Here is a 24841-nt window from a genome sequence, read left to right on the forward strand (position 1 = left end):
GGAAGTTTGTTCATGACGATTGCAGTCGAAAAGGTTCTCTACACCGCTCGCGCCACCGCTGAGGGTGGCCGCGACGGCCGCACCGCCTCCGACGACGGCAAGCTCGACGTCACCGTCGCGCCGCCGAAGGAACTGGGCGGCACCGGCCAGGGCACCAACCCCGAGCAGTTGTTCGCGGCCGGTTACGCGGCCTGTTTCCACAGCGCGCTGAAGACGGTGGCCCGGGTCACCAAGCAGGACGTCACCGGCTCGACCGTCACCGCGGCCGTCGGCATCGGCCCGATCAACGGCGGCGCCGGCTACGGCCTCGAGGCCGAGCTGGTCGTGAGCCTGCCGGCCCTCGAGCGGGAGGCCGCCGAGCAGCTGGTCGCCAAGGCCCACGAGGTCTGCCCGTATTCCAACGCGACCCGCGGCAACATCAAGGTCGACCTCACCGTCGCCTGAAAACCTGAAGCCTGACACCTGGAAGGCGGAAGGTCGGCGCGCGCGTCAGCTCATCCGCTCGAGGGCTTCGACGAGTAGGGCCTGGGTCGCTTTGACCGGGGCGGCCGCGATCGTGAGTGCCTCCATGATCGCGGCGTACTCGTCGAGGTCCTCGCGCTTGTCCAGGTAGAGCGCGCTGGCCGCGTGCTCGATGTAGACCACGTCCGGCAGATCCCCTTCCGGGAACCGCAGGATGCTGAACGCGCCACCCGCGCCCGGATAGCCGACGCTGCTGAACGGCATGATCTGCAAGGTGATGTTCGGCTGCTGCGAGACCTTGATCAGGTACTCGATCTGCTCGCGCATCGTCGCCCGGCCGCCGACCGGCCGGTGCAGCACGGCCTCGTCGATCACCACCCACAACCGGGCCGGATCGGGTCGGGTCAGGATCTGCTGCCGGGTCACCCGGAACGCCACCCGCTGGTTGATCTCCTCGGCCGGCAGGTACGCCTTGCCGAGCTGGACCACCGCCCGCGCGTAGTCCTCGGTCTGCAGCAGCCCCGGAACGAACAGCACCTCGTAGGTCCGGATCAGCTTGGCCGCGACCTCGAGCCCGACGTAGTTGGCGAACCAGCTGGGCATCACGTCGCCGTACCGGGACCACCAGCCGGGGTTGTTCGCCGCGCGGGCCAGGTCCATCAGCCGCTCGCGTTCCTGGGTGTCCTTCATCTCGTACAGGTCGAGCAGGTCGCTCACGTCGCGTTCCTTGAACCCGACCCGGCCGAGCTCCATCCGGCTGACCTTCGACTCCGAGGCCCGGATCTGCCAGCCCGCGTCGGCACGGCTGATCCCCGCGGCCTCACGCATCCGGCGCAGATGACCGCCGAGCATGATGCGCAGCGCGGTCGGCCCACCTTCACCACCCGCCACCGTCACCCCAGCATGCTAGCGCCAGATCAGCCGGGCGTCCCGAGTTCCAGCACCGTGGCGCTCGCGAGCTTCGCGAGATCCGCACCGTCGACGAGCAGCTTGGAAGCGCGCACGCCGCTGCCGATCACCACCAGCCCCGCCTGGGCCACCGCGTCGTCGACCAGCACCGGCCAGTCCGAGGGAAGGCCGATCGGCGTGATGCCGCCGTACTCCATCCCGGTCGAGCCGACCGCGTCGTCCTGCGCCGCGAACGAGATCTTCCGTACGCCGAGGTGCTTGCGGACCACACCGTTCACGTCGGCTCGATGGGTGGCGAGCACCATCACCGCGGCGTACGTCGACTCGCCGGCCCGCTTGCCGTGCACGATGACACAGTTCGCCGAGGCGGCCATCGGTACGTCGTACTCCGCGCAGAATGCGGCCGTGTCGGCCAAGGTGGCATCGATCGCGGCCACCCAGGCCGGCAAGTCGCCCAGAGCCGCGCGAACCGGCTCGGCCAGCAACTCGGGCACCTCGGCGGCTGGTCGCCAGGTGAGAGTGCCCAGCTCCGGCGCGGTCACTGCGGTGCCACCACGAGGTCGGCGTACTCGGTGTGCTCTTTCAGGAAGTCCTGGTAGTAGGGGCAGGACGGCTTGACCCGCAGCCCCGCGTCCCGGGCGTCGTCGAGCGACTTGGTGGCGATCCGGCCGGCGACGCCACGACCCCGGTACTCCGGCAGCGTCTCGGCATGCCGGAAGGCGATCACGTCGCCGCTCAACTTGTAGTCCACGAACCCCATCAAGTTGCCCTCGGAATCACGGGCCTCGTACCGGCTGGCGTCCTTGACGTCCGTGATCGCGATCTCGTTCTCCATGCGTGCCACTGTATCCAGCCACCGAACCCAGCTTGCCCCACCGCGGCCACGTTTCGGCTCGGTGACCCCTGGGGTACGGGCTCGTACGGACAGTATCGGGACCGGTCGGGAGGGAGCGTGGATGAGCAGCGAACATGCTTTGGAAGAGGGAAGAGCGATACCAAGTCTGGTGCCGGCCCGGATGGACCGGCTGCCCTGGACCCGGTTCCACTGGATGATCGTCGTCGGTCTCGGCGTCTCCTGGATCCTGGACGGCCTGGAGATCCAGCTGGTCTCACTGGTCGGCAACGTGCTGAAGGAGGGAGCGACCCTCGGCCTGAGTACGGCGCAGGTCGGTCTGCTCGCCTCCATCTACCTGGCCGGCGAGGTGGTCGGTGCCCTCTTCTTCGGCCGGATGACCGACAAGTTCGGCCGCAAGAACCTGTTCATCCTCACCCTGGTCGTCTACCTGGTCGCATCTGGCGCGGCCGGCCTGACCTGGGACTTCTGGTCGCTGGCGGTCTGCCGGTTCGTCGCCGGGATGGGCATCGGCGGTGAGTACGCCGCGATCAACTCGGCGATCGACGAGCTGATCCCGTCGAAGTACCGCGGCCGGATCGACATCGGCATCAACGGCACCTACTGGGGCGGTGCGCTGATCGGTTCGGCGATCGGCCTGGTGCTGCTCGACCAGGACCTGGTGGCGATCGAGTGGGGCTGGCGGCTGTGCTTCCTGGTCGGCCCGATCCTCGGCCTGATGATCATCTACCTGCGCCGGCACATTCCGGAGAGCCCGCGCTGGCTGATGACGCACGGCCGGGTCGAGGAGGCCGAGCGGACCGTCGACCAGATCGAGGAGACCGTCCGGCGCCAGGGCGGCCAGCTGCGCGAGGTGACCGACGACGAGGCGATCGCCGTCGTCGACTACCCGCCGGTGACGTACCGCGAGATCGCCCGGGTGATGCTGCGCGACTACCGCAGCCGCTCGTTCCTCGGCTTCTCGATGATGGTCACCCAGGCCTTTCTCTACAACGCGATCTTCTTCACCTACGCGCTGGTGCTGAAGTCGTACTTCGGGCTGAACGACTCCAGCGTCGCCCTGTACTTCTTCCCGTTCGCGATCGGCAATCTGGCCGGTCCACTGCTACTCGGGCGCTTCTTCGACACCGTCGGCCGGCGCCGGATGATCCTGATGACGTACTCCGTCTCGGCCGTGGTGCTGTTCATCACGGCGCTGCTGTTCAACGCCGGTGCGCTGAACGCGGTCGGCCTGACCGCGCTGTGGTGCGTGGTGTTCTTCTTCGCCTCGGCGGGCGCGTCGTCGGCGTACCTGACGGTGAGCGAGATCTTCCCGATCGAGCTGCGCGGGCAGGCGATCTCGTTCTTCTTCGCGATCTCGCAGCTCACCGGTGGTGTGGTCGCGCCGTTCCTGTTCGCATCGCTGATCGGTGAGGGCGAGAATCCGGCGCGCGGTCCGCTGACGGTCGGCTACATCATCGGCGCCGCGGTGATGCTGATCGGTGGCCTGATCGCCTGGTTCTTCGGTGTGGACGCTGAGGGCCAGTCGCTGGAGAACGTGGCCAAGCCGCTCTCGGCCCGCGAGCGCGCCTCCGGAACCCGCTTCCAGGGCGCAACACCGAGGCTGCCGAGCACGGACGCACAGGACCGGCGGATCACGCCGATGGTGTCCTCGTCCGAGGAGAGCCGTCCGGAAGAGGGCCGTCCGGAACGTTAGCCGCAGTACCGGCCGCTTAGGATCCCCGTGTGGGTTCTCTCCTGGTGGCCGGTACTACGTCCGACGCGGGCAAGACGACTGTCGTGACCGGGCTCTGCCGGTGGCTGGCGCGCCAAGGCGTCCGCGTCGCGCCGTACAAGGCCCAGAACATGTCGAACAACTCGATGGTGTGTGCTGACGGCTCGGAGATCGGTCGCGCGCAGTGGATCCAGGCAGTCGCGGCCGGTGCCGAGCCCGAGGCCGCGATGAACCCGGTGCTGTTGAAGCCGGGCAGCGATCGCCGGAGTCACGTCGTCCTGATGGGGGAGCCGTGGGGTGAGTTGACCGCCCGCGGCTTCCTCACCGAACGGGCCGAGCTGGCGAAGGCGGCCTTTGCGGCGTACGACGATCTCGCCTCGCGGTACGACGTCGTGATCAGTGAGGGGGCCGGCAGCCCCACCGAGATCAACCTGCGGCAGTCGGACTACGTGAACATGGGGCTCGCCCAGCACACGGGCGCGCCGGTGGTCGTGGTCGGTGACATTGATCGGGGCGGGGTTTTCGCGTCGATGTTCGGCACCGTCGCCTTGCTCGACGCGGCCGACCAGCGGTTGATCAGCGGCTTCGTAGTGAACAAGTTCCGCGGCGACGTGTCCTTGCTGCAGCCCGGCATCGACATGCTCGGCTCCGTGACTGGGCGGCCGACGTACGGCGTACTGCCCTGGCTGCCCGATCTGTGGCTGGACTCGGAGGACGCGCTCGACGTACCGGCCCGGCGGACGGCGGGGGAGTCGGAGGTGCTCACGATCGCGGTGGTGCGGTTCCCGCGGATCAGCAACTTCACCGATCTCGACGCGCTCGCGGTCGAGCCGACCACGAGCGTGTTCTTCACCGCGAGCCCATCAGAGGTTCGCGATGCCGACCTCGTGGTGCTGCCGGGGTCGCGGGCAACCACCGCGGATCTCGCCTGGCTCCGCTCGACCGGCCTGGCCGACGCGGTCACGGCCCGAGTCGCGGCGGGACGGCCTGTGCTGGGGATCTGTGGCGGCTACCAGTTGCTCGGCGAGGCGATCTCGGATCCTTCGGGAGTGGAGGGCGGCGGTACGTCCCATGGGCTGGGTCTGTTGCCGGTGGCAACCACCTTCTACGCCGAGAAAGTGCTGGCGCGGCCGGCGCCGACGGCGTACGAGATCCATCACGGCGTTGTGACGGTGACCGGAGCGGCTTCGGAGTTTCCGGGTGGCTGCCGGGACGGGGTGGTCTGGGGGACCATCTGGCATGGGCTTCTCGACGACGACGCGGCGCGGCATTCCTTCCTCAGGGAGGTTGCGGCGTTGACCGGCAAGCCTGCTCCGGACGGCTCGATCTCGTTTGCTGCCCAGCGCGAGGCGCGGCTGGATCTGCTGGCCGACGCCATCGACGAGCACCTCGACACCGGGGCCTTGCTGGCCCTGATCGAAGGCGGCGCGCCGGGCGGCATTCCGTTCGTCCCGCCCGGTGCTCCGAAAATGTCGGCGGACTGATCTAGCGTCTGCTCTGTGGACCTCAAAGCAGAGCTACACCAGAAACTCCGCGAGAGCCGTGCGGTCATGCTGTCGAAACTCGACGGCCTGAGCGAGCACGACCGTCGCCGGCCGCTCGTGCCCTCGGGGACGAACCTGCTCGGCCTGGTGAAGCACCTGGCCGGGCTCGAGTACGGGTACCTCGGTGAGTGCTTCGGGCGGGTCCCACCGGAGAAGCTCGCCTGGGTCGAGGACGGCACCATCTGGGAGGGCGCCGACATGTGGGCCCTCCCGACGGAGACAAGCGACTACCTGATCGGCCTGTACCAGCGCGCCTGCGCCTTCGCCGACGAGACGATCACCTCGCTCGACCTCGACGCCCCGGGCTCGGTCGCCCACTGGCCGGAAGACCGCCGCGCGACAACGCTCGGCGTCCTCCTGATCCGCATGGTCGACGAAACAGCCCACCACGCAGGCCACGCCGACATCGTCCGCGAACTGATCGACGGCACCGGTGGCCCAGACGCCGACGCCCTCGACGAGGCGGGCTGGACGGAGTACTACCGGAGGATCCAACAAGCAGCCGAGACGTTCCAGTAGGGCTTTGATATTCTGAGGGCTGACCGATTCGAGGGAGATTCAGACGTGGTGGGTGACGACGACATCTCCGGGTGAGTCCCGGGGTGACAGGCCGCTGGCTCGTGCATCGCACTGAAGCCGTGGCCAGTTCGGCGTACCTCTGATCCTGTCTCCCTGCTGGGCGGCTGTTGCGCGCCCGGCGTCTCACGCGAAGGTCATCCGCATGTCAGACGCTTTTGTTGTCGTTTCCAGCCTCTCTTTCTCCTGGCCCGACGACACCCCGGTGTTCGACGGGCTCTCGTTCACCGTCGGTGCCGGCCGGACCGGCCTGGTCGCGCCGAACGGGGCCGGCAAGAGCACCCTGCTCAAGCTGATCGCCGGCGAGCTCAAGCCGCGCGGCGGCAGTGTCTCCGTCGAGGGCGTGGTCGGCTACCTGCCGCAAACCCTTCCACTGGTTGGTGATCTGACCGTTGCCGAAGTCCTCGGCATCGCGCCGATCATCCAGGCACTGAACGCGATCGAGAGCGGTGACGTCGCCGAAGAACACTTCACGACCGTCGGCGACGACTGGGACATCGAGGAGCGGACGACCGCTCAGCTCGACCGGCTCGGCCTCGGTGGACTGGAGTTCGGGCGCCGGCTGAGCACCCTGAGCGGTGGCCAGGTCATCTCGCTCGGCCTGGCGGCGCAGTTGCTCAAGCGCCCGGACGTGCTCCTGCTCGACGAGCCCACCAACAACCTCGACCTCGTTGCCCGGCGCAACCTGTACGACGTACTGGCGGACTGGAACGGCTGCCTGCTCCTGGTCAGCCACGACCGCGTCCTGCTCGACCAGATGGACCGGATCGCCGAGCTGGATCGGGGGGAGCTCCGGTCGTACGGCGGGAACTTCACGGCGTACGAGGAAGCCGTGCGGGTGGAGCGGGAGGTCGCCGAGAAGAACGTGCGCAACGCCGAGGCGGAGGTGAAGCGCGAGAAGCGCGAGCTGCAGCAGGCCCGGGAGCGTGCGGCCCGCAGAGCCAGTCAAGCGAGCAGGAACCTCAGCAACGCCGGCCTGCCGAGGATCTTCGCGGGGAACATGAAGCGGGGTGCGCAGGAGTCGGCCGGCCGGGCGAACGAGATGCACACCTCGCGGGTCAGTGACGCCAAGGCGCGCCTCGACGAGGCCGGCCGGGCCGTCCGCGACGACCAGAAGATCGCGCTGCAACTGCCCGGCACGAATGTCCCTGCCGGTCGCACCCTGTTCCTCGGCGAAGGACTCGAGGTCAGCCTGGGTGACCGCAAGATCTTCGAAAGCCTCGACTTCACGATCCGCGGCCCGGAACGCATCGCCCTGACCGGCCCCAACGGCGCCGGCAAGTCCACCCTGCTGCGGCTGATCAACGACGACCTCGAGCCCGACGCGGGTCTGCTCAAGCGAGCCGACGGCCGGATCGCCTATCTGTCGCAGCGGCTCGATCTCCTCGACCTCGACCGCACGGTGATCGAGAACCTCACCACCTTCGCCCCGACCATGCTCGAAGCCGACCGGATGAACCTCCTGGCCCGCTTCCTCTTCCGCGGCCCACGGATCCACCTCCCGGTCGGCGTCCTGTCCGGCGGCGAACGCCTCCGCGCCACCCTCGCCTGCGTCCTGTACGCCGAACCCGCCCCGCAACTGCTCCTCCTCGACGAGCCCACCAACAACCTCGACCTGGTCAGCGTCAGCCAGTTGGAGAGCGCACTCGACGCGTACGAGGGAGCCTTCGTGGTGGTCAGCCACGACGAACGCTTCCTTGCCGAGATCAACGTTTCCCGCTGGCTCAGATTGAAGGACGGGCAACTGCTGGAGACGGCCGCACCCGACCGTGACTGACGTCGCAATCCCGCTGGCCGCACGGTCGGCTTCGGCTGTGAAGATGGGCTGGTGAGTGAGCAGTTGGAGCTGTTTGAGCGGCATCGGGGGCGGATGTTCGGGATCGCCTACCGGATGCTCGGGTCGGCGAGCGAGGCCGAGGAGGTGTTGCAGGACGCCTGGTTGCGCTGGCAGGCCGTCGATCATCGGACGGTCCGCGAGCCCGCCGCCTTTCTCGCGAAGACCGTCACCAACCTCTGCCTCAACCAGCTCACCTCGGCCCGCGCGCGTCGCGAGACGTACGTCGGACCGTGGCTGCCCGAACCCGTCCTGACCGGCGGCAAGCTCGACGACCTCGGTCCGCTCGACGAGATCGCGCAGCGTGAGTCCGTCTCCTTCGCGTTGCTGACCGTGCTCGAGAAGCTCGCGCCGGCCGAGCGGGCGGCGTACGTCCTGCGCGAGGCCTTCGCCTACTCCCACCGCGAGATCGCCGACCTGATCGGTACGACGGAGAGCAACGCCCGGCAACTCCATTCACGAGCGCGCAAGCGCGTCGCCGCCGATCAGCGATCGCACCAGGTCGACCCGAGTCACTGGCGTAAACTCGTCGAGCGCTTCCTCGTCGCCGCCCAGCTCGGCGACATCGCGGGACTCGAGTCGCTGCTCGCCGCGGACGTCGTCTCCCGCGCGGACGGCGGCGGCAAGGTCACCGCCGCCCGCAACCCGGTCACCGGCCGGGACCACGTCGCGCGCTACCTGGTCGGCGCCCTGCAGCGCTTCGGCGCGGGCGTCCTCCCGTACTTCGCGCAGGCGAACGGCGAGCCGGTCATCGTTGCCGTCGGCCCCGATGGGGTCCGGGCTGTGGTGTTCCTCGAGTTCGCCGGCGACGAGCTCAGCAGCCTGGAACTCGCCATGAACCCGGACAAGCTCGGCCACGTCGAGCAACAGTTGTCACGAATCGGCGGGGTGTCCGGTCTGGGCTGGTGACCGAAAGGAAACCACCATGCGAACCATCCTCGTCACCGGCGGAACCGGCACCCTCGGCCGCCCGACGGTCACTGCCCTGCGCGCGGCCGGACACGACGTCCGGGTGCTGAGCCGTCGCAGCGGCCCCGGCCTGACCACCGGTGACCTCACGAAAGGCACCGGCCTGCGCGAAGCGGTGAACAGCGTCGACACCGTGATCCACCTCGCCACCAGCCTCGGCCGCGCCGACATTGTCCAGACCCAGCACCTGATCGACGCTCTGCGCCCGTCCGGTATCGATCACCTGATCGTCGTCTCCATCGTGGGCATCGACCGCATCCCGCTCCCGTACTACCGCCACAAACTCGAAGTCGAGCGCCTCGTCGAGCAGTCAACCCTCCCGTACTCCGTCCTGCGCGCCACCCAGTTCCACAACCTCATCGACCAACTCCTCACCGCCCAACGCTTCTTCCCCGCCCTGCTGGCCCCCGCCATCAAGCTCCAACCCATCGCCGTAGAAGAGGTAGCCACCCGCCTGACCACCCTGGCAACCACCCCACCCACCGGCCGAGCCCCCGACATCGGCGGCCCAGAACAACTCACCTTCCCCGCCCTGACCCACCTCTGGAAACAAGCCACCAACTCCCACCGCCCAGTCCTCCCACTCCACCTCCCCGGCAAAACCTTCCACGCCTACGCAACCGGCGCCGCCCTCCCCGAAACCCCACCCTTCGGCCAAAAAACCTTCACCGCCTACCTCACCGACCGCTTCCCGAGCAGGGCTGGGAAATGAGCGCCCCCAACGCACGAGCCGGCCAGCCCGCCACCGCGGCCGCGCTACGAGTTGGCTTGCTGTGTCTGACGGCAGTCCAGTTGGTCGTCGGGATGTGGACCTTGGCGTTCCCGGCGAGTTTCTACAACGACGTGCCCACGGTCGACTGGACTCCGCCGTACAGCGAGCATCTCTTCCGCGACTTCGGCAGCACCACGGTGGGGATCGGCATCGTGCTGACCGCCGCTGCGATCTGGTTGGAGCGTCGGCTGGTGCTCGTCGCGCTCTTGGCCTACCTCGCCTACTCGATCTCGCACCTCGCCTTCCACGCCCACCACCTGAACCCCGAGTCACCAAGCCTCTCTGCCTTGCTCCTCGCCGTCACGATCTTGTCGGTTCTCCTCCCGTTCGCCCTCCTCCCAGCGGCGCTCAAGCTGAAGGTGACTTGACGACTGTGACAGTTTTACTGTCACAATGGGGTGTATGGGGCCGCTGGATGGGGTGAAGGTTGTCGAGTTGGCCGGGATTGGGCCGGCGCCGTTTGCTTGCATGCTGCTGGCCGAGTTGGGGGCCGACGTACTGCGGATCGACCGGCCTGGTGGTGGGCTCGCGATGGGGCCGCCGGAGTTGGAGTTGGTGAATCGTGGGCGGCGGAGTGTCGCGCTCGACCTGAAGAACCCGCAAGCTGTTGCGACCGTTCTGGAGTTGGTCGCAAGCGCCGACGTACTGGTTGAAGGCTTCCGGCCTGGCGTTGCCGAGCGGCTCGGGCTCGGGCCTGATGCTTGTCACGAGGTCAACCCGAAGCTGGTCTATGGGCGGATGACGGGTTGGGGGCAGGACGGGCCGCTTGCTCAGTCGGCTGGGCACGACATCGACTACCTCGCGTTGTCGGGTGCTCTACATGTGATCGGTCGCGCCGGCGGGCCGCCGCAGGTTCCGGCGAACCTCCTCGGTGACTTCGCAGGTGGCTCGCTCTACCTCGTGGTCGGCGTACTGGCCGCTCTGTTCGAAGCGCGGGGGAGCGGACGCGGGCAGGTGGTCGACGCGGCGATCGTCGACGGCTCGGCGCATCTCACCACGATGCTGCTCGGTGCGTTGGCCGGTGGCAGTTGGAAGCAGGAGCGCGGTGCGAATCTGCTCGACACCGGCGCCCCGTTCTACGACGTCTACGAAACCGCCGACGGCGAGTACATGGCCGTCGGCGCGCTGGAGCCGCGCTTCTACGACGAACTGATCCGCCTGCTCGGCATCGACGCGCCCGACCGGTACGACGTCGCCAACTGGCCCGCGTTGCACAAGCTCCTCACCGAGACGTTCGCCCAGCGCACACAGGCCGAGTGGACCGAACTCTTCGACGGCACCGACGCCTGCGTCTCACCCGTACTACGAATGGCGGGCGACCACCCGCATCTCGTTGCCCGAGGCACCTTCGTTGACCGCGACGGCGTCCGCCAGCCCGCTCCCGCGCCGCGCTTCTCCCGAACGCCCACGCACCTCGACCACCCCCCGGCACGACCCGGCCAGCACACCCGCGAGGCCCTGGCGGAGTGGGGCGTCACAGCAGTCGACGACCTCCTCGCCTCCGGCGCCGCAGTACAAGCGGACTAACCCAAGCCGACCAGCCCCAAGCCGACCAGCAAGGCCTAATGATCGACCCCAAGGAGACCCGCCCGTGGAACGTCACCTCTTCGACGCCGATCACGATGCCTTCCGGGAGACCGCGCGCGCCTTCTGCGAGAAGGAGATCGTGCCGCACCACGAGCGCTGGGAGGAGGCCGGCATCGTCCCGCGCGAACTGTGGACCGCGGCCGGTCAGGCGGGCCTGCTCGGCTTCATGATGCCCGAGCAGTACGGCGGTGGTGGCGCGCGTGACTTCCGCTTCAACGCCGTGGTGATGGAGGAGCTGACCAAGGCGCGGGCGAGCGGCCCGGGGTTCACGATCCAGACCGACATCGTCTCGGCGTACCTGCTCGACTATGCGACCGAGGAGCAGAAGGCGCGCTGGTTGCCGAAGTTCTGCTCCGGCGAGCTGATCACCGCGATCGCGATGACCGAGCCCGGCGCGGGCAGCGACCTGCAGGGCATCACCACGACGGCCCGGCGCGACGGCGACGACTACATCGTGAACGGCCAGAAGACGTTCATCTCCAACGGCATCCTCGCCGACCTGGTCATCGTCGTCGCCAAGACCGACCCGGACGCCGGCTACCAGGGCATCTCGTTGATCGTCGTCGAGCGCGGAGCGGAAGGGTTCGAACGCGGCCGCAACCTGGACAAGATCGGCCTGAAGGCGCAGGACACCGCCGAGATGTTCTTCGACAACGTCCGGGTCCCGGCCACCAACCTGCTCGGCGAGGAGGGCAAGGGGTTCGTCTACCTGATGGAGAAGCTGCCGCAGGAGCGGCTGACCATCGCGGTCGTCGCCACCGCGGCCTGCGAGAGCGTGCTCGAGACGACCGTGCAGTACGTGAAGGACCGCCAGGCGTTCGGCCGGCCGATCGGCTCCTTCCAGAACACCCGGTTCGTGCTGGCCGAGCTGGCGACCGAGACCCAGATCGCCCGCGTCTTCGTGGACCGCTGTATCGAGGAGCTCAACGCCGGCACCCTCACGGTCTCCGAGGCGGCGATGGCCAAGTGGTGGACCACCGAACTGCAGAAGAAGGTCGTCGACAAGTGCCTCCAGCTGTACGGCGGCTACGGCTTCATGACCGAGTACCCGATCGCCAAGGCCTATCTGGACACCCGCATCCAAACCATCTACGGCGGCACCACCGAGATCATGAAGGAAATCATCGGCCGCACCATGGGCCTCTAGAAACCGCCGGCCCGGAGAAACCACGGGCCTGCAGAAACCGTGGAATCCCGGCAGTTCGTGATTGACTGCCGGGAGCGGTTTCAGTTTGAAGGAGGTCCGCTGATGGGCATCGTGTCGCCTGGGTTCACCGGTCGTCGGCGGGGTGGTGACGACCTGCCGCCGGGGCAGTACCTGACTCACGACTTCCCGGTCCTGTCGGCAGGGCCGACTCCGCGTGTGCTCCCGGAGCACTGGGAGTTCACCGTCGCAACCGAGACCGGTGAAGTGACCCGGTGGGACTGGTCGGCGTTGACCTCGCTGCCGAGCGAGGAGATCACCAAGGATCTGCACTGCGTGACCCGGTGGTCCAAGCTCGCTACAGAGTGGAAGGGCGTCTCGATGGACGTCCTGCTGGCCGATGTCGAGACGGCTGCCGACTACGTGATGGTGCACGCCTACGGCGGGTACACGACCAACCTGCCGCTCGAGGACCTGCTCGACGGCCAGGCGTGGATCGCCTACGAGTACGACGGTGAGCCGCTGGCCGCGGAGCACGGCGGGCCGGCCCGGCTGCTGGTGCCGCACCTGTACCTGTGGAAGAGCGCCAAGTGGGTGCGCGGCCTGGTTCTGTCCGACAGCGAGGACCTGGGCTTCTGGGAAACGGCCGGTTATCACGAGTACGGAGACCCATGGAAAGAACAGCGCTACGCCGGCGACTGACCTGGCAGGTCGGCACCGTCACCGAAGTACGGGCCGAGACGGCGACCGCCCGGACCGTGGTTCTCGACGTACCGGACTGGCCGGGTCATTTGGCCGGGCAGCACCTGGACGTCCGGTTGACCGCGCCGGACGGCTATCGCGCGTCCCGGTCGTACTCGATCGCCTCGGCCTGGACGGGCACGACCATCGAGCTGACGGTCGAACAGGTGCCGGAGGGCGAAGTCTCGCCGTACCTGGTCGAGGTGCTCAAGGTCGGTGACCCGCTGGAGATCCGCGGCCCGGTCGGCGGCTGGTTCGTCTGGAAACCCGAGCAGGAGGGCCCGATCCAGCTCATCGGCGGAGGCTCGGGCGTCGTACCGCTGATGGCGATGCTGCGCGCCCACGCGGCCGCCCGCAGCACCACCCCGGCACGACTCCTGTACTCCGTACGCAGGCCGGCGTCGGTGATCTATGTGCCCGAACTGAAGGAGCTCGCGGCGTCCGAGGACGTCGAGATCACCTTCGCCTACACCCGAGAGGCGCCCGCAGGCGAGACTCGCCCACCGGCGCGCGTCGACGCGGAGCTGCTCAACGCGGTGGCCTTCCGGCCGGAAGACGAGCCGACCACGTACGTCTGCGGGCCGACACCGTTCGTCGAAACCGTGGCAGACCTGCTCGTCGCGGCCGGGCACGACCCGGCCCGTGTCAGAACCGAACGCTTCGGACCGACAGGAGGACCGCGATGACCGCGGACGTTCCCACCCATCTGGACGGCAACGCGGCAGCGGGCATGCTCCGCGAGCTCTTCGCCGTCGACGTCACCGCCGCCATCGGTCAGTGCACCAGCTGCGGCCGAACCGGCGCCTTCGCCGAGACCCGCGTCTACCTGGACGCCCCCGGCATGGTCGCCCGCTGCATCGGCTGCGACGAAGTCCTCCTCCGCGTCGTCACCACCCCCACCGACACCTACCTCGACCTCCGCGGCCTCACCTACCTCCGCTTCACCAACCCAACCGCCGACTAGGGCAGGTCTTCGCCGACGTCGATGTCAGCGGCGGGGTGGCTTAGTGCCGGAGCGGCGTACTGTGTCGCGTTGGGTTTCGCCGACGGCTCGTTCGTAGGCGAGGACCAGGCCCTGGATGGTGACGGGTTTGAAGCGCTCGACGAGTTGCTGGATGTGTTCCGGAGGACCGCCCGAGTCGCGATAGTGCGGCCAGACCTTGGTTCGGAACACCTCGGTCAGTTCCTCGGCCAGTGCGCGGCCGTGCTCGGCGAAGATCCGGCCGGCGGCCAGCACCGCCTCGACCGGCAGATCGAGGTCGAGCAGTTCGACGCCGAGACTGAGGTGGGCCGTCGCAACCTGGAAGACGTCCTCGTCGGGAGTCGGTTCGACCACCCCCAGCGCGACCAGCATCTCGATGTCGTCGTCACTCAACTCCCGGCCGGTACGCCGTACCAGCGCTGTCCGGTCGAGCGTCTCGGGCAGGTCGCGCATCCAGGGGGTGAGCAGGGTCCGGTGCAGGGCGATGTCCTGCGGAGTGGCGTCCGGTGGGATCCGGTCGAGGTAGCCCTCGATGGCCGACAAGGTGAAGCCGTGCGCCTGCAGTTCCCGCACCAGGTCGAGCCGGGCGATGTGCTCGGGACCGTAGTACCCGACCCGCCCCCGGCGTACCGGTGGCGGGATCAGGCCGCGGCCGGCGTAGAAGCGCAGCGTGCGCACGGTCATCCCGACCCGTGCGGACAGCTCGTCGACCGTGAGGGTCGCCTCGTCCGCGGTGACTTCTGACATGGCGGAGATCATACGAGGCCCCCTTGACGATCATGACACCAGAACTGTCACAATCAGCAGGACGACTCGACCGACGGGATCCCCATGAGCACTGAAGCCTTTCTCTACGATGCGATCCGGACACCGCGCGGCAAGGGCAAGGCGGCCGGCGCGCTGCACGAGGTGAAGCCGGTCCAGCTGGTCACCGGCCTGCTCCAGGAGCTGCGGGTCAGACACCCCGAACTCGACGAAGAGGCGATCGACGACGTCGTTCTGGGCGTGGTCACCCCGATCGGCGACCAGGGCATGGACATCGCCCGTACTGCGGTCCTGGCGGCGGGCTACCCGGAGACGACCGGCGGGGTCCAGCTCAACCGGTTCTGCGCCTCCGGTCTGGAAGCCGTGAACCAGGCGGCCCAGCGGATCCGCTCGGGCTGGGAGGACTTCATCCTGGCCGGCGGCGTCGAGTCGATGTCACGGGTGACGATGGGCTCCGACGGCGGCGCCTGGGCGATGGACCCGGAGACCGCGATGCAGACCAACTTCATCCCGCAGGGCATCAGCGCCGATCTGATCGCCACGCTCGACGGGTTCAGCCGCACCGACGTCGACGCGTACGCCGCCGAGTCCCACGCGCGGGCCGCCAAGGCCTGGGCCAACGGGTACTTCGCGCGCTCCGTCGTACCGGTGGACGATCGCAACGGCCTGCGCATCCTGGACCACGACCAGCTGGTCCGGCCCGGCACCTCGGTCGAGACGCTGGCCGGTCTGCCGGCCTCGTTCGCCGCGATCGGTGAGCACGGCGGGTTCGACTCGGTGGCGCTGGAGAAGTACGTGACGGTCGAGCGGATCAACCACGTGCACCACGCCGGCAACTCCTCCGGCATCGTCGACGGGGCCGCTTTGGTTGCCGTCGGCAACGAGAAGGCGGGCGAAGCGCTCGGCCAGGCGCCGCGCGGCCGGGTGGTCGCCGCGGCGGTCAGCGGCACTGACCCGACGATCATGCTGACCGGTCCCGCGCCGGCCGCCCGCAAGGCGCTGGCCAAGGCCGGACTGGAGGTCGGCGACATCGACTTGTTCGAGATGAACGAGGCCTTCGCGGCCGCGGTGCTGCACTTCATGAAGGATCTCGGCGTCCCGCACGAGAAGGTGAACGTCAACGGCGGTGCGATCGCGCTCGGTCACCCGCTCGGCGCCACCGGCGCGATGCTGATCGGAACCCTGCTGGACGAGCTGGAGCGGCGCGAGCTGCGCTACGGTCTGGCCACCCTGTGCGTCGGCGGCGGCATGGGCGTCGCGACCATCATCGAGAGGCTTGCGGCATGATCAAGTGGACCCAGGACGCTGACGGCCCTGGAAAGTACACCGTGACGCTCACGATGGACGACCCGGGCGCCTCGGCGAACACCATGAACGACACCTATCTCGGCGCGATGGCCGCGACGGTGGAGCGGCTGGAAGCCGAGAAGGCCGACCTCAAAGGCGTCGTCATCACCAGCGCCAAGTCCACCTTCTTTGCCGGTGGCAACCTTCAGGTGCTGTCCCAGATCCAGCCGGAGAACGCCGCCGAGGTCTTCGAGACGGTCGAGGAGGTCAAGCGTCAGCTTCGCGTGCTGGAGACCCTCGGCGTCCCGGTCGTTGCCGCGATCAACGGTTCGGCGCTCGGCGGTGGGCTGGAGATCGCGCTCGCCTGTCACCACCGCATCGTTGCCGACGACAACCGGGTCGAGCTCGGCGTACCCGAGGTGACGCTCGGCCTGCTGCCCGGCGGTGGCGGCGTCACCCGCACCGTCCGGATGCTCGGCCTGCAGGACGCGCTGATGAAGGTGCTGCTCCAGGGTCAGCGGATGAAGCCCGCGCACGCCAAGTCGGTCGGCATCGTCGACGAGGTAGTCCCGGCCGACGAGCTGCTCGCCGCGGCGTACCGGTGGATCGACTCGTACGACGGTGACGCGAAGCAGCCGTGGGATCGCGACGGCTACAAGATCCCCGGCGGTACGCCGTCCTCGCCGAAGCTGGCCGCGTTCCTGCCGGCCTTCCCGGCGAATCTCCGCAAGCAACTCAAGGGTGCGCCGTACCCGGCGCCGCGGGCCATCATGAGCGCGGCCGTCGAGGGCAGCCAGGTCGACTTCGCCACCGCTTCGCGGATCGAGTCCCGGTACTTCGTCTCGCTGGCGACCGGGCAGATCGCCAAGAACATGATCAACGCGTTCTTCTTCGAGCTCCAGGCGATCAACGCCGGGGCGTCGCGGCCGGCCGGCGTACCGGAGTACAGGGCCCGGAAGGTCGGCGTACTCGGCGCGGGGATGATGGGCGCCGGGATCGCATATGTGTGCGCCAAGGTGGGCATCGAGGTGGTGCTCAAGGACGTCTCGCTGGAGGCGGCCGAGAAGGGCAAGGCGTACTCCGAGAAGCTGCTGGCCAAGCAGGTGCAGAAGGGCCGCAGTACGGCGGACAAGGCGGAGGCGTTCCTGAGCCTGATCACGCCGACCGCGGACCCGAACGACCTGGCCGGGTGCGACCTGGTGATCGAGGCGGTGTTCGAAAGCGAGGAGCTGAAGCAGAAGGTGTTCGCCGAGATCGCGGGTGTGGTCGAGCCGGACGCGCTGCTGTGCTCGAACACCTCGACGCTGCCGATCACCTCACTTGCCGAGGGCATCGACCGGCCGGACGACTTCGTCGGCATGCACTTCTTCTCGCCGGTCGACCGGATGCCGCTGGTCGAGCTGATCGTGGGGGAGAAGACGTCCGACCGCGCGCTGGCCAAGGCGTACGACGTCGTCCGGCAGATCAAGAAGACGCCGATCGTGGTGAACGACAGTCGCGGCTTCTTCACCTCGCGGGTGTTCGGCACGCTGGTGATGGAAGGCGCGGCGATGGTGGCCGAGGGCGTCAACCCGGTGACGATCGAGCGCGCGGCGACGCAGATGGGCTTCCCGGCGCCGCCGCTGGCGATGCTCGACGAGGTCACCCTGACGCTGCCGATGAAGATCCGCGACGCGGCCCGGGCCGCTGGGGACAACGCCGGCGCGTTCGACGACCACCCGGGGATGGCGGTGGCCGACCGGTTGGTGACGGAGTTCGACCGCAAGGGCAAGGCGGCCGGCGCCGGTTTTTACGACTACCCGGCGGACGGACCGAAGCACCTGTGGCCCGGGTTGTGGGAACACTTCGTCCGCGAGGACGTCGACCTACCGTTTGCCGACCTGCAGGAGCGGATGGCGTTCGCGATGTCGCTCGAGACGGTCAAGTGCGTCGAGGAGGGCGTCCTGCGCTCGACGGCGGACGCCAACATCGGCTCGATCTTCGGCATCGGCTTCCCGCCGCTGCACGGCGGCGCGCTCCAGTACATCAACGCCTACCAAGGCGGCCTCCCCGGCTTCGTGGCCCGCGCACGAGAACTGGCCGCCATCTACGGCCCTCGCTTCGAACCGCCGGCCCTCCTCGTCACCAAGGCGGAGGCCGGCGAGAAGTTCGCCTGACGCCGAGGAGCGCGGCCCCGGAGATCTCCGGAGCCGCGCTCGGGCGCTCAGCTTTCGGCGGGGATCTGGTACGTCGGGGTGATGATGGCGCGGGCCAGGGTGTGGAAGGCGAGGTTGAAGCTGACTACGGCGGGGCTGGCGTCGCCGTCGATGTCGAGCGCCTCGACGTCGATCGCGTGCACCACGAAGTAGTACCGGTGCACGTGGTCGCCAGGAGGCGGGGCGGCGCCGCCGTACGCCTTGGCGCCGTAGTCGTTGCGGAGGTGGAAGGCGCCGCTCTCCAGCCGCTCGGTCGTGCCGGCGCCGGTCGGCAGCTCGGTCACCGTGGTCGGCAGGCCGACCAGGACCCAGTGCCAGAAACCGGACGGGGTCGGCGCGTCCGCGTCGAAGCAGGTGACGACGAAGCCCTTGGTCTCCTCCGGGAAGCCCTCCCAGCTGAGCTGCGGGGATTTGTTGCCGCCGGCGAAGACGAAGTCCTCGTCGAGCTGCTCGCCGTCGGTGACGTCGGTACTGGTGACCGTGAACGAGCCGACCTCGGGAAGCAGCTGGTACGGGTCCGGTGCGACTGGCCGGTGGAGCGACATCTGGTGGGCCTCCTGCGATCTCGCGGACATGTGGTGAATCCGACATTACTGGCTCGGCCACGGCGGTCTGCCGCGCACCACCGCGGTCAGTGAGCGGACCCTGGCCAGTACCGCGGCTCCGGGATGCGAAGATCGGAGCTGGTCGCGTCCAGGCGACCGCTCGGATGGAGGGATCAGCGGTGGAGGAGTATCTGGCCAGGATCGGTCCGGCCGACGAGGCCGCGATGCGGGCGGCCACGGAGCGTCAGCTGCAGCTGACGAAACCGGCCGGTTCCCTCGGCGTACTGGAGGAGCTGTCGGTCCGGGTGGCCGGGATGACCGGGCTCTGCCCGCCCGTGGTCCCGACCGCGGCCGTTGTGACGGTTTTCGCCGCCGACCACGGTGTGCACGCGCAGGGCGTCTCGCCCTGGCCGCAGGAGGTCACCGCGGCGATGCTCGCGAACTTCGCCGGCGGCGGCGCCGCGGTGAACGCGTTCGCGGCCAACAACCGGGTGGACGTCCGGGTGGTCGACGTCGGGGTGGCCACGGACGTCGCCGAGCTGGACATCGTGCACGCGAAGGTCCGCGCCGGGACCAGGGACCTCTCGGTCGCTGCGGCACTCACGGCGGAAGAGGTCTTGGCGGCCCTCACCGTCGGCTTCGAACTCGCGGACAAGCTGGTGCGGGACGGTTACCAGTGCCTGCTGACCGGCGACATGGGGATCGCCAACACGACTGCTTCCGCAGCGCTGATCGCGACGTTCAGCGGTGGGACCGCCGAAGAGGTGACCGGCCGGGGTACCGGGATCGACGACGCCACACTCGCGCACAAGACCCAGGTGGTCCGGGACGCGCTGGCGTTGCACGACGTACCGGCTTCGGAGCCGCTGGCCGCGCTGGCGGCGTACGGCGGGCTGGAGCATGCGGCGCTCGCCGGGTACATCCTCGGTGGGGCTGCCAACAAGGTGCCGGTGATCCTGGACGGTGTCATCGCGGGTGCCGCTGCGTTGGTTGCTCAGGCGCTGCATCCGTCGGTGATCGACTACTGCATCGCTGGGCACCGCTCGGCCGAGCCGGGTCACGCCGTTGCTTTGAAGACGCTGGGTCTGCAGCCGCTGGTGGATCTGGACTTGAGGCTGGGGGAGGGGACGGGCGCAGTACTGGCTTATCCGATCCTCACCTGTGCCGTCCGGGCGCTCGCGGAGATGGCGACCTTCGAGTCGGCGGGGATCGAGGCGTGACCGCGCCGTACCTGTCCGGTCTCGTGCTCACCGGCCGCCGCGTGGTGGTCGTGGGCGGCGGTGGCGTCGCCCAGCGACGGCTGCCGCGGCTGCTCGAGACGGGCGCGCAGATCGACGTCATCTCGCCGGCCATCACGCCGACGATCGAGGGGCTGCTGACCAACCCCGACCTGCGCTGGATCGAGCGCGGGTACGCCGCCGGCGACCTGGACGGAGCCTGGTACGTCGTGGTCGCGACGGATGATGCCGCGGTCAACGATCAGGTGTCGGCCGAGGCTGAGTCGCGGCGGATCTTCTGCGTGCGCTCTGACGACCGGTCCCGGGCGACCGCGTGGACGCCGGCCTCGGGGCAGCACGATCAGGTGACCATCGGCGTACTGGGTGGTGGTGATCACCGGCGGTCGGCGGCTGTGCGCGATGCGATTTTGGAGGAGTTGCGCGAGGGTGCGCTCGGTGCGCGGGACTCGCTGGCCAAGCAGCCGGGGGTGTATCTCGTTGGTGGGGGGCCGGGGGATCCGGATCTGATCACGGTGCGCGGGCGGCGGTTGCTGGCCGAGGCGGATGTTGTGGTGGCCGATCGGTTGGCGCCGCAGCCGTTGCTGGAGGAATTGCATCCTGACGTGGAGCTGATCGACGCGGCGAAGTTGCCGCGAGGGCGGTCGGCGCAGCAGGAGGAGATCAACCGGATCCTGGTCGATCGCGCCTTGCAGGGCAAGGTGGTGGTGCGGCTCAAGGGTGGCGACTCGTATGTGTTCGGGCGGGGCTTCGAGGAGGCTCTGGCGTGCGCTGAGGCCGGCGTGCCGTGGACTGTGGTGCCGGGGATCACGAGCTCGATCGCAGTACCGGCGGTGGCGGGGATTCCGGTGACGCATCGGGGTGTGACGCATGAGTTCACTGTGGTGTCGGGGCATATCCCGCCGGGACACCCTGACTCGTTGATCAACTGGGAAGCACTGGCGCAGTTGCGTGGCACGCTCGTTCTGCTGATGGCCGTGGAGAATCTGCCGGTCATCGCCAGCACGCTGATTGCTAATGGCAAAGACGCGGCAACCCCCGCGGCCGCGATTGCCGACGGCACCCTTCCGGGTCAGCACCAGGTCACCTCCACGCTCGCTGACATCGCTTTGACCATGTCAGAGGCTGGCGTAGGCGCCCCCGCAATCGTCGTCATAGGCAACGTTGTCGAGGTCGCCGCCACCCTGACCACCGCCTCTGCGTCCGCGCCCGGCTCCGCGTCCGCCTCGGCCCCGGGCTCCGCGCCCGGTGCCGAGTCTGCCTCCTCCTCCGAGGACTCCGAGGACTCCGAGGAGTCATGAGCTTGCTCATCACCATCGAGGATGCTGCTGACGAGCGGTTGGCGGACTATGTGCAGCTTCGGGAGGTGAATCTGCGGCGGTTGCTCGAGGAGGAGCACGGGCTGTTCATTGCCGAGGGCGACAAAGTCATCCGGCGGGCTGCTGAGGCGGGGTACGAGCCGCGCTCCTTCATGCTCGCGCCGCGCTGGCTGGACTCGTTGGCAGACGTGCTGGAACGCTGGCCAACCACACCCGTGTACGTGGTGACGGAGGAGCTGGCCGAACAGGTCACCGGATTCCACGTGCATCGCGGCGCACTTGCGTCGTACCGGCGCAGACCGCCGGCCGGGCTGGACGAGCTGCTCGGTGGCCGGCGGATCGCCATCTTCGACGACATCGTCGACCACACCAACGTCGGCGCCGGCTTCCGCGCCGCCGCGGCGATGGGCGTGGACGCAGTACTGTTGACGCCGACGTGCGCTGACCCGTTCTACCGCCGCTCGATCAAAGTCTCGATGGGAACGGTCTTCCAGGTCCCGTGGACCCGCCTGACCGCCTGGCCGGATTCCCTGCAGGTGCTGAAGGACCACGGCTTCATCACCGCCGCCCTGGCCCTGACCGACAACTCCATCACCCTGGACGACCTCACCGCCCGCCACGACGAGAAGCTAGCCCTCATCTTCGGCACCGAAGGCCACGGCCTCAAACCCCACGTCCTGGACCAGGCAGACCTCACCGTCAAGATCCCCATGGCCGCCGGAGTCGACTCCCTCAACGTAGCCTCCGCAGCCGCAGTAACCTTCTACGCCACCCGCCCGTAAAACCGACCTCCCACGCCGGGCTCCTCCGTCGCCCTGCTCCCCACCCCCAGCTACGGCGCTCCTCCGTCGCACCTAGGCTGCCGTGAAAGCTGTTGGCGCCAGCCCGTCGTGACGTGAGCGCCCGAATCCGGAATGCAAGGCGCGAGGCGCAGGGCGCAAGTTCGCAGTCCGTCGTAGCCACCGGGTGGATGCTCCGCACTCCGCCGGCGCGGTGGTGGCCGCAACCGCGGCTTGCTGTTCCGAGCGACAGGACATAGTCGGCAGCCGAGCACTCGGGCACGCTCACCGAGCCTGCCGACGGGCAGAAATCGAGGACTATCGCCTGTCGCTCGGCACAAACCTGGCGTTTACAGGGGTAACCCGGTCACGGGAGCAGTGTCTCGAGTTTGGGGAGTCGGGCGAACAGGGTGGGGAGGCCTCGTAGGCCGTTGCGGGTGGAGTCGTGGGACTGGGCGAGGTCGGGGCCGGTGCTTGGCTCGGCGGTGGTGAAGCAGCGGAGGATGTTCCATCTGGTGAAACTCAACCAGCCGCCGATGATGTAGACGAACCAACTGGGGCCCGGCGGCGGTAGTGCTCCGCCGCCGGCGACATAGCCGTCGAGGACTGCGCGGAAGATGGCGGGCTCGATGTCGTCGAAGCCGGGCCCTTTCGCGAGGCTCAGCGCGGTCGAGCCGAGTTCGCCGGCTAGGTCGAGCATCCCCGAGAGCTCCCAGTCGAGCAGCACCGGCCGACCGTCTCGAGCGAGCAGGTTCCACGGCTGGATGTCCCGGTGGGTCAGTACGACGGGGCCCGGGCGCTCGCAGGTGTGGACGAACTGGGCGATCGCGAGGAACGTCTCAACCTGGGAGCCGAGCTCGTCTGCCCACGGCTGTCCGGTCGCCGCAGCCCGCTCGGCGAGCTCGGGCCAGTCTCGTGACACACCGGGTCCTCGTTCGGCCCGTGGGTCCACTCGACGTCCAGCGAGTGGAGGCGCGCGAGGATCTCACCGATCTCGAACGCGTACGCCGCCGAGACGGGTGCTTCGGGCACCTTCTCTCCCTCGACCCACCGGTGGACGAGCAGATGCTGCCCGGCCGAGATCGGCTCCGGCATCGGGATACCGGCAGCGAAGGCCGCCTGCTCGAACCTGAACACATAGTCGACCTGGTACGCCGAGCGCCGGTCGGCGAGGTTCAACTCCTTCACCGCGAACGACCCCTGATCGGTGTCGAGCCGGTACAGCCGGTTCGCGAACCCACCGCCGACGCGGATCATCGGCCCAAGCGGCGTGCCGAGGTGCGCAAGGTCGGGCGGTGCGTCGTTGATCACCCCACGAATCTAGGGCGCGCAGTTCATCGAAGCACCGGAATTTCCCGCCCGGCAACAGGGTGGGCCGGCGCCCGCGAACGTGGGATCGTGCGAGAAGCAGTCCATCAGCGGCCCTGGAGGTCTTCTTGCGCACGACAGCTCGCCTGCTGCTCCGGCCCTTCCGCGACGACGACCTTCCCGCCTGGGCCGAGCTGAACGCCGACCCCGAGGTGATGCGGTACCTCGGTGGCAAGGCGCTCAGCCGGGCCGAGTCGGACGAGATCGCGGCCGCCGTCAACCGGCAATACGTTGCCGAAGGCATCGGCTTCCTCGCCATCGAACGGCGTACCGACGGTGCGTTTCTCGGCGCGGGCGGGCTGACCCGCGAGCCGTGGCACCCGGACGACCTGGAGATCGGCTGGCGCCTGGCCCGCGCCCACTGGGGTCATGGCTATGCCACCGAAGCCGCAGCATCGTGGCTGGCCTATGCCTTCACCGACCTCGACTTGCCGCGGGTCCTCGCATCCACCGACACTCCGAACACCAAGAGCGTCGAGGTGATGAGGCGAATCGGGATGACCTTCGACCACCACGCCGTCCTCGAAGCCGACGGCGAATCCTTCGACGCCGTCGTCTACTCCATCACTCAAGCAGCCTGGCGCGGAGCAGTCCAGGACAACGTGTAACGCCAGAACAACCCACGTCTGAGCCGCGCACCCGGCAGGATGTGTCGAGCCGTGCCGGCGATCTCCTCGAACGACTCCGCGGCCATGGCGGTCGGAGCGGTCATCTGCACGGGAGTCTCACGAGCTCGGCGCGGATGCACGACAGCACCCACGATCGGATTGAGGATCAACGAGGCAACCTCGCACGGGAGATCCGCCCGCACCCCTCGGCTCACGCCAACCACCACGAGCCGCCCACCCGGACGCAACAACTCACGCGCCTTCTCCAGCGTGCCCTGCAACGGCAGATGATGTACCACAGCCACGAAAGTGATGAGGTCGTACCGGTCCTCGCCAACCTCATCAAACGATCGCGTCAGAATGCGAACGTTGGGGAGACCCGCGGTCGCATGCCGAGCCAGCGTCGCGGTCGCGCCATCGGCCTCAACCCCCGTGACAGCGGGGAACACACCTGCAAGCCGCCGAACAAGGCTCCCCGTCCCGCACCCCACATCCAGAGCCTCGACCCCACCACCAGCCCGGACCCGCCGCGCATGGTGCAGAACGAACGCCGCGTACGCATCGTTGTGAGACCACGGATGAGCAGCATTGAACCGATCCATCGCGGCCAAGACCCGAGACATACCTCGACAGTACCGACGCCGGTAGCCTCA

26 protein-coding genes and 1 pseudogene are annotated in these 24841 nt (G+C 68.4%); 19 read left to right on the top strand and 8 right to left on the bottom strand.

Translation table 11 applies throughout. The features are described from left to right. Positions 1-12 precede the first annotated feature (12 nt). Positions 13-444, top strand: coding sequence for an organic hydroperoxide resistance protein (locus AB0F51_RS02900; protein ID WP_360273081.1), 432 nt, complete (start codon positions 13-15; stop codon positions 442-444). 45 nt (positions 445-489) lie between these two features. Here AB0F51_RS02900 and AB0F51_RS02905 read toward each other — a convergent pair whose 3' ends face one another. The 3 genes from AB0F51_RS02905 to AB0F51_RS02915 all read right to left on the bottom strand — a co-directional run bounded on the left by AB0F51_RS02905 (position 490) and on the right by AB0F51_RS02915 (position 2206). Beyond that, on the bottom strand, positions 490-1314 hold the full coding sequence (locus AB0F51_RS02905) for a helix-turn-helix transcriptional regulator (RefSeq protein WP_360274555.1): 825 nt from the start codon (positions 1312-1314) through the stop codon (positions 490-492). 65 nt (positions 1315-1379) lie between these two features. Further along, the gene (locus AB0F51_RS02910; RefSeq protein WP_360273084.1) at positions 1380-1913 is read right to left on the bottom strand and encodes a YbaK/EbsC family protein; all 534 of its coding nucleotides are present in this window, start codon (positions 1911-1913) and stop codon (positions 1380-1382) included. Further along, positions 1910-2206 carry a GNAT family N-acetyltransferase gene (locus AB0F51_RS02915; RefSeq protein ID WP_360273087.1) on the bottom strand — a complete coding sequence of 99 codons (297 nt, stop codon included), beginning with the start codon at positions 2204-2206 and terminating at the stop codon, positions 1910-1912. Before AB0F51_RS02915 ends, AB0F51_RS02910 begins: the two co-directional genes overlap by 4 nt. Before the next feature lie 121 nt (positions 2207-2327). Between AB0F51_RS02915 and AB0F51_RS02920 the strand changes: the two genes are divergently transcribed. The 12 genes from AB0F51_RS02920 to AB0F51_RS02975 all read left to right on the top strand — a co-directional run bounded on the left by AB0F51_RS02920 (position 2328) and on the right by AB0F51_RS02975 (position 14069). Beyond that, entirely contained in the window at positions 2328-3920 is a 1593-nt protein-coding gene (locus AB0F51_RS02920; protein WP_360273090.1) for an MFS transporter, read from the top strand. Between the two features lie 29 nt (positions 3921-3949). Beyond that, positions 3950-5422 (top strand): cobyric acid synthase, encoded by a 1473-nt coding sequence (locus AB0F51_RS02925; protein WP_360273093.1) that lies wholly within the window; start codon positions 3950-3952, stop codon positions 5420-5422. Positions 5423-5437: 15 nt separating this feature from the next. Beyond that, on the top strand, positions 5438-6001 hold the full coding sequence (locus AB0F51_RS02930; protein ID WP_360273096.1) for a DinB family protein: 564 nt from the start codon (positions 5438-5440) through the stop codon (positions 5999-6001). Positions 6002-6203: 202 nt separating this feature from the next. Beyond that, on the top strand, positions 6204-7835 hold the full coding sequence (gene abc-f, locus AB0F51_RS02935) for a ribosomal protection-like ABC-F family protein (protein ID WP_360273099.1): 1632 nt from the start codon (positions 6204-6206) through the stop codon (positions 7833-7835). A gap of 51 nt (positions 7836-7886) precedes the next feature. Then, complete coding sequence (locus AB0F51_RS02940; protein ID WP_360273102.1) at positions 7887-8801, top strand: RNA polymerase sigma-70 factor; 915 nt, start codon at positions 7887-7889, stop codon at positions 8799-8801. Positions 8802-8817: 16 nt separating this feature from the next. Next, positions 8818-9573, top strand: a complete 756-nt coding sequence (locus AB0F51_RS02945; protein WP_360273105.1) for an NmrA family NAD(P)-binding protein — start codon at positions 8818-8820, stop codon at positions 9571-9573. After that, positions 9570-10001 carry a hypothetical protein gene (locus AB0F51_RS02950; protein WP_360273108.1) on the top strand — a complete coding sequence of 144 codons (432 nt, stop codon included), beginning with the start codon at positions 9570-9572 and terminating at the stop codon, positions 9999-10001. The genes AB0F51_RS02945 and AB0F51_RS02950 overlap by 4 nt, the downstream gene beginning before the upstream one ends. Positions 10002-10035: 34 nt before the next feature. Beyond that, the gene (locus tag AB0F51_RS02955; RefSeq protein WP_360273111.1) at positions 10036-11160 is read left to right on the top strand and encodes a CaiB/BaiF CoA-transferase family protein; all 1125 of its coding nucleotides are present in this window, start codon (positions 10036-10038) and stop codon (positions 11158-11160) included. 64 nt (positions 11161-11224) lie between these two features. Then, entirely contained in the window at positions 11225-12367 is a 1143-nt protein-coding gene (locus AB0F51_RS02960) for an acyl-CoA dehydrogenase family protein (protein ID WP_360273114.1), read from the top strand. Between the two features lie 102 nt (positions 12368-12469). Next, a complete protein-coding gene (locus tag AB0F51_RS02965; protein WP_360273117.1) occupies positions 12470-13066 on the top strand; it encodes a molybdopterin-dependent oxidoreductase in 597 nt (198 codons plus the stop codon). Continuing rightward, positions 13036-13791: a ferredoxin reductase gene (locus tag AB0F51_RS02970; protein WP_360273120.1), complete on the top strand. Its 756-nt coding sequence runs from the start codon at positions 13036-13038 to the stop codon at positions 13789-13791. The genes AB0F51_RS02965 and AB0F51_RS02970 overlap by 31 nt, the downstream gene beginning before the upstream one ends. After that, positions 13788-14069, top strand: a complete 282-nt coding sequence (locus tag AB0F51_RS02975; RefSeq protein WP_360273123.1) for a DUF6510 family protein — start codon at positions 13788-13790, stop codon at positions 14067-14069. Before AB0F51_RS02970 ends, AB0F51_RS02975 begins: the two co-directional genes overlap by 4 nt. Before the next feature lie 24 nt (positions 14070-14093). Here the strand turns inward: AB0F51_RS02975 and AB0F51_RS02980 are convergent, their stop codons facing one another. Then, on the bottom strand, positions 14094-14834 hold the full coding sequence (locus tag AB0F51_RS02980; protein WP_360273126.1) for a MerR family transcriptional regulator: 741 nt from the start codon (positions 14832-14834) through the stop codon (positions 14094-14096). Between the two features lie 84 nt (positions 14835-14918). On the opposite strand from AB0F51_RS02980, the gene AB0F51_RS02985 reads away from it, so the two are divergent. Together AB0F51_RS02985 and AB0F51_RS02990 are read left to right on the top strand one after the other, a co-directional pair. After that, entirely contained in the window at positions 14919-16139 is a 1221-nt protein-coding gene (locus AB0F51_RS02985; RefSeq protein WP_360273129.1) for an acetyl-CoA C-acetyltransferase, read from the top strand. After that, positions 16136-18295, top strand: a complete 2160-nt coding sequence (locus AB0F51_RS02990) for a 3-hydroxyacyl-CoA dehydrogenase NAD-binding domain-containing protein (protein ID WP_360273132.1) — start codon at positions 16136-16138, stop codon at positions 18293-18295. The genes AB0F51_RS02985 and AB0F51_RS02990 overlap by 4 nt, the downstream gene beginning before the upstream one ends. Before the next feature lie 47 nt (positions 18296-18342). Here the strand turns inward: AB0F51_RS02990 and AB0F51_RS02995 are convergent, their stop codons facing one another. Then, positions 18343-18879 (bottom strand): YbhB/YbcL family Raf kinase inhibitor-like protein, encoded by a 537-nt coding sequence (locus AB0F51_RS02995; protein WP_360274557.1) that lies wholly within the window; start codon positions 18877-18879, stop codon positions 18343-18345. 179 nt (positions 18880-19058) lie between these two features. On the opposite strand from AB0F51_RS02995, the gene cobT reads away from it, so the two are divergent. Genes cobT through AB0F51_RS03010 form a run of 3 tightly spaced genes read left to right on the top strand, consistent with a single transcriptional unit; the run spans position 19059 to position 22215 of the window. Continuing rightward, the gene (gene cobT, locus AB0F51_RS03000; RefSeq protein WP_360273135.1) at positions 19059-20099 is read left to right on the top strand and encodes a nicotinate-nucleotide--dimethylbenzimidazole phosphoribosyltransferase; all 1041 of its coding nucleotides are present in this window, start codon (positions 19059-19061) and stop codon (positions 20097-20099) included. Further along, a complete protein-coding gene (cobA, locus tag AB0F51_RS03005; protein WP_360273138.1) occupies positions 20096-21415 on the top strand; it encodes a uroporphyrinogen-III C-methyltransferase in 1320 nt (439 codons plus the stop codon). Before cobT ends, cobA begins: the two co-directional genes overlap by 4 nt. Beyond that, positions 21412-22215 carry an RNA methyltransferase gene (locus AB0F51_RS03010; RefSeq protein WP_360273141.1) on the top strand — a complete coding sequence of 268 codons (804 nt, stop codon included), beginning with the start codon at positions 21412-21414 and terminating at the stop codon, positions 22213-22215. Before cobA ends, AB0F51_RS03010 begins: the two co-directional genes overlap by 4 nt. A gap of 364 nt (positions 22216-22579) precedes the next feature. Here AB0F51_RS03010 and AB0F51_RS03015 read toward each other — a convergent pair whose 3' ends face one another. Then, positions 22580-23134: a phosphotransferase gene (locus AB0F51_RS03015; protein ID WP_360273144.1), complete on the bottom strand. Its 555-nt coding sequence runs from the start codon at positions 23132-23134 to the stop codon at positions 22580-22582. Positions 23135-23223: 89 nt separating this feature from the next. Beyond that, positions 23224-23469, bottom strand: a pseudogene (locus AB0F51_RS03020) (aminoglycoside phosphotransferase); the annotation flags it as partial. 179 nt (positions 23470-23648) lie between these two features. Here AB0F51_RS03020 and AB0F51_RS03025 point away from each other — a divergent pair. Beyond that, complete coding sequence (locus AB0F51_RS03025; protein WP_360273146.1) at positions 23649-24188, top strand: GNAT family N-acetyltransferase; 540 nt, start codon at positions 23649-23651, stop codon at positions 24186-24188. Here the strand turns inward: AB0F51_RS03025 and AB0F51_RS03030 are convergent. After that, positions 24149-24811, bottom strand: a complete 663-nt coding sequence (locus tag AB0F51_RS03030) for a class I SAM-dependent methyltransferase (RefSeq protein WP_360273149.1) — start codon at positions 24809-24811, stop codon at positions 24149-24151. The two genes, AB0F51_RS03025 and AB0F51_RS03030, sit on opposite strands and share 40 nt — an antisense overlap. Positions 24812-24841 lie beyond the last annotated feature (30 nt).

It is taken from the genome of Kribbella sp. NPDC023855 (assembly GCF_040639475.1).
GTDB lineage: Bacteria > Actinomycetota > Actinomycetes > Propionibacteriales > Kribbellaceae > Kribbella.